The organism is Treponema sp. UBA753 (genome assembly GCF_002297325.1).
Classification (GTDB): domain Bacteria; phylum Spirochaetota; class Spirochaetia; order Treponematales; family Treponemataceae; genus Treponema_D.
Genome location: NZ_DBKJ01000044.1, coordinates 1 through 4,202 on the forward strand (window position 1 = coordinate 1; position 4,202 = coordinate 4,202).

Sequence of the window (4,202 nt, forward strand, 5' to 3'; positions counted from 1 at the left end):
TCTCCTCAAGCACAGAGAGCCTTCTTCAGGCCCTCTCATTTCTCTTACGAATCTGACTGCCTATAAAACCCACCTGATGAAAACTTCTCTCCTATAAGCGTTTCTTGCTTTTGCTGTCCATCCCTGATTTATGCCTTTCAAAAAGCTTGCGGCTGACTGCCGCAGGTGGACATCAATATACCGCATATCACACGGACGTGTCAACACCTTAACACCGCTTTTTTCAACTTTTTTTGTTTTTTTTAATAACCCAAATGTCAAGTTTTATTAATCAACATAAAAACTGAATACGCAGCAGAAAAGCAGCAAAAGGCAAGCTTTACTGTGATGCCAGATGTCTAAAAAAAATGCGGGAGCTTGCCCCGAATGTCATTGCCGTACTTGACACCGTGATGTTTGCATACAAACTCGGTTAGCAATCTCGCAGAAGTCGTCATTATCCGGCTCGACCGAATAATCTCTAAATGACTGTAATATATGCATTTAGATTATCAACCGAGTTTCTTCCAGAAACATCGCAGCATCAAGCCCAATTTTGACATTAAATCATAAAAGTCGAAATTGAACCTAAAAGTATTCAAAAATGAAAACGCAAAATCAGTCCGTGCCACGGACATTTACACATCCGCATAGCGGACACATACATATCCGTGGCACGGACGTAGTCATATCCGCGATGCGGACTTGCACATATCCGCGACACGGATTTTTATTATAAGGTTGAATTTCGAATTTTAAATAAATTTACAAAAAAGGCATCTGAATTCATAATCACTTTCCTTCAATATAAGTTTTATCTTAACAGACTGAACTGCACAAATAATGAGCAAGCCGCACTACGACAGTATTTTCGGTGCGTAAAACGCACTTTCGCTCCCCCCCCTTGTTGTGATAGCCTTAAATCAAATCTATTAAGTCGGCGGACTTATACGCGGAGGAAAATTATGGTTCATTTTTGGATTATATTTGCAATTGTGGCGGGACTCGTCGGAGGATTTATGAAAAGTTGTACCGGCTGTGAGTCAAAGAAAGACAAAGAGGATGGGACAAAAGAGAAAGAGGCCGAGCCTAAAGAAACATCTTTCTTGCAGAACGCAGACAGCATGGAATTCACACTTTCTGACGGTTCTATAGCAACATTTTCAATCGTATAAAATAACGGGGGCGGAGTTTTTTCGTCCTGCGATATTTTGCCGTCCGTCGGGCGGTGCTTTATCTTGCTTGCTTTGGCGAAAAACCAAAGAAGTATAAGGAGGAAAAAAATGGCTTATACAAAACCACAGGTTGTCGCACAGAACTCAGTTTCTGGAAGCTATGCTGCTGGCTGTCCTGCTGACCACTCAACAATTGCAAACCGCAGTTTGTGCAAAAAATGCGAAATGACAAACTAAGCCTTTTGCTTTATGGTAGATTAAGCCCCGCCATGTAAAATAATGTGGGCTATTTTTTTATTCTGGAGAAAAAAATGGATTCTTCGCTTATAAATGGATTCATAACTGCGGGAGTTGCCCTTGCTGGCGTTGTTGCAACTACATTTGTTTCTGTGTATTCAATAAGACACAATGATATTACCCAAAGACAAAAAAGAAAAGTCAGTGAAATTCTTGATGACTTAATTGGATTTCATGAGCTGGAAGAAGTTTACATAGAAAAACTGGCGGAAGCTCGAAAAAAGAACGGTGATACGACATTTGTTACCCATGATGCAATTGTAAAAGAAACACGAAAAGCATTACGGGAGAAAAATATTGACTTTGACTTTTCTCCTTATGATGTGAATATTTATAGCAAAGCATTTAATATATCAAAGAATTAAAAAAGGATACATTCATGCTTTACCGACAGAAAAAAGACACTTATATAAGAAATTACGACGGCTTGGGCTACATAACAAGCACTGGGATTTTCAATGACCGCATTGTGAACGAAAGCGGAACGATTTTCCTTTGTGCATTGAGCCGAAAACCGCAGTCGCTCGACGAACTTATTGATAAAATTTTACCGCAATTCACCGATGTTGACCGCGATACAATCAAGAAGGATGCAGAAGAATTCTATGACACTCTTGTTCAGGACGGTTTCATCGTAAAAGGCGAAAACGAAGAAGAATTGAATGTCAAGGACATTGGCTTTACATATACCGCCGTTCAGCCAAAAACAATCCGAGAGGATTTTTCCCCGACAATCCAGCGTGCGGACAGCGATACTCAGGAATTTTTGGAAAAACACTTTAATGGAAGACCGCATCTCACGACTTTTCAGATTGAGCTTACAAGCAAATGCAACGAGCGGTGCGTTCACTGCTATATTCCGCATAAATTCAAGCTTTATAATATCAGCGATGAACTTTATTACAACACGCTGGAACAGCTCTCTAAAATGGGCGTTCTTTCCGTTACTCTTTCGGGCGGTGAATGTATGTGCCACCCGAAATTCAAGGAATACCTGCGGGCTGCCAAGAATTACGATTTTTATGTGAATATTCTGAGCAATCTTACGCTTCTTGATGACGAAATAATCGAAATTATGAAAGACAGCAATGTTTCTTCTGTTCAGACTTCTCTTTATTCAATGATACCTGAGCATCACGATGCAATCACACAGCTCAAAGGCAGTTTCTACAAAACCAGTGACAACATCTTAAAGCTCATAGAAAATGACCTTCCGCTTCATGTTTCCTGCCCCACGATGAAAGGCAACAAGGACGACTACGGTGATGTCCTTAAATGGTGTCATGAGCATAAAATCCGTGCCCAGACCGACTACATTATGATGGCGGCCTATAATCATGAGACAGAAAATCTTGCAAATCGTCTTTCGGTTGATGAGGCTGGAAAGGTTATCAGTGATGTTTTAAGCGGTGATATTGATTATCAGAAAGCAATTCTTTCCCCTGACTTTGTGAAACGCTGCAATGAGGCTGTGTTTAATCCAGAACGCCGTCTTTGCGGTGCGGGTGTTTCGTCGTGTTGCATGGTGGCAAACGGCAATGTTTACCCCTGTCCTGGCTGGCAGGAAATGGTCTTGGGCAATCTCAACGAAACTCCGCTCCAGGAAATTTGGGACAACTCGGAGAAAATCAATTGGATTCGCGGTTTAAAAATGAAGGATTTGGGACATGGCGAGTGCTGCAAGTGCGACAAGGCTGCGTTCTGTGCTCCGTGCATGGTTCGTAATGCAAACGAATCACCCACTGGCGACCCGCTTGAAATAAACCGCCACTTCTGTGCGGTTGCGCAAAAGAACAAGGAAATTGTCCTTAACTGGCGAAAAGCAAAACTAAAGGAACTTGGAAAATAGTTTGACCGACTATCATGTTCATATCGGGCAGTTTGAAGATGTCTACTATTATGCGGACAGAGTTTTCTCGGCATTAAAGACTTGTGGTACTGATGAAGTTTATTTTTCATCTACCACAAGCTGTATGTATTTTAAAGAGTGCTCCGATTTGACGGATAAGTCTGATTTGAAGGCACAAGCCCCATCTGCAAAAAATTTGTATGAGGGAATCAAGGAAGAGGTGAGCAATGCTCTTTTAGCCGCAAAAAAAATCGGAATAAAGGCATATGCTCTTTACTGGTGCGTGCCAGAACTTCATAAGTCTCTGGGGTTTTCCGTTTGTGAAGTGATGAAAACTCTTCCCTACGAGGGCTTTAAGATTCATCCGTTAGCACAAAAATGGAATCTTTCTGAGTCTTTTACGGCTTTACTTACTGAAGAAATTTTTTCTTATGCGGAACAAAATGGTTTGCGTATAGTAATTCATTGCGGCGATGATACAATCTGTTCTCCGCGTCTTTTTGAAAATCAAATAAAAAAACATCCTAAGGCTATCGTTCAACTTGCTCATTCCCGACCAGTTAACGACACGCTTTATATGCTAAAAAAATATCCCAACACAATCTGTGATACGGCATTTGCCCCAAAGTATGTTGTGGGTGAAATAAGAAATGCTGGTTTTTCCGATAGGCTCCTTTATGGTTCTGATTTTCCCATAACTCACTATAGAAAGATTGCTCCTAAAGAAGACCCGACGGAAAAAGAGTTGCTAGAGTTTTTAAACAACTAACTAATGTAGGAAAATAATTATGAAATACGTTGAATTTGGTGCAGAATTTGCAGATGGTGCAAATTTCTACAGTAATTGTGGAGCAAAGGTGAACTTGGAGCCACTGTGCCAGAATTGCGGGAAAATCACCTTT

5 protein-coding genes are annotated in these 4,202 nt (G+C 40.9%); all 5 read left to right on the forward strand.

The window, feature by feature from the left end; genetic code table 11:
- Positions 1 to 998: 998 nt before the first annotated feature.
- The 5 genes from B4C08_RS03665 to B4C08_RS03685 all read left to right on the forward strand — a co-directional run bounded on the left by B4C08_RS03665 (position 999) and on the right by B4C08_RS03685 (position 4,069).
- Positions 999 to 1,154, forward strand: a complete 156-nt coding sequence (locus B4C08_RS03665; protein WP_295799097.1) for a hypothetical protein — start codon at positions 999 to 1,001, stop codon at positions 1,152 to 1,154.
- 108 nt (positions 1,155 to 1,262) lie between these two features.
- Positions 1,263 to 1,391 (forward strand): hypothetical protein, encoded by a 129-nt coding sequence (locus B4C08_RS03670; RefSeq protein ID WP_295799092.1) that lies wholly within the window; start codon positions 1,263 to 1,265, stop codon positions 1,389 to 1,391.
- A 74-nt stretch (positions 1,392 to 1,465) separates the two neighbouring features.
- Positions 1,466 to 1,816 carry a hypothetical protein gene (locus B4C08_RS03675; protein ID WP_295799090.1) on the forward strand — a complete coding sequence of 117 codons (351 nt, stop codon included), beginning with the start codon at positions 1,466 to 1,468 and terminating at the stop codon, positions 1,814 to 1,816.
- A gap of 14 nt (positions 1,817 to 1,830) precedes the next feature.
- Positions 1,831 to 3,300 (forward strand): radical SAM protein, encoded by a 1,470-nt coding sequence (locus tag B4C08_RS03680; protein ID WP_296663006.1) that lies wholly within the window; start codon positions 1,831 to 1,833, stop codon positions 3,298 to 3,300.
- A 124-nt stretch (positions 3,301 to 3,424) separates the two neighbouring features.
- On the forward strand, positions 3,425 to 4,069 hold the full coding sequence (locus B4C08_RS03685) for an amidohydrolase family protein (protein WP_296663009.1): 645 nt from the start codon (positions 3,425 to 3,427) through the stop codon (positions 4,067 to 4,069).
- Positions 4,070 to 4,202: the final 133 nt, after the last annotated feature.

Coding starts and splice junctions, on each gene's coding strand:
- B4C08_RS03680 (WP_296663006.1), top strand. CDS start 1,831: ATGCTTTACCGACAGAAAAAAGACACTTATATAAGAAATTACGACGGC.
- B4C08_RS03665 (WP_295799097.1), top strand. CDS start 999: ATGAAAAGTTGTACCGGCTGTGAGTCAAAGAAAGACAAAGAGGATGGG.
- B4C08_RS03685 (WP_296663009.1), top strand. CDS start 3,425: ATGTATTTTAAAGAGTGCTCCGATTTGACGGATAAGTCTGATTTGAAG.
- B4C08_RS03675 (WP_295799090.1), top strand. CDS start 1,466: ATGGATTCTTCGCTTATAAATGGATTCATAACTGCGGGAGTTGCCCTT.
- B4C08_RS03670 (WP_295799092.1), top strand. CDS start 1,263: ATGGCTTATACAAAACCACAGGTTGTCGCACAGAACTCAGTTTCTGGA.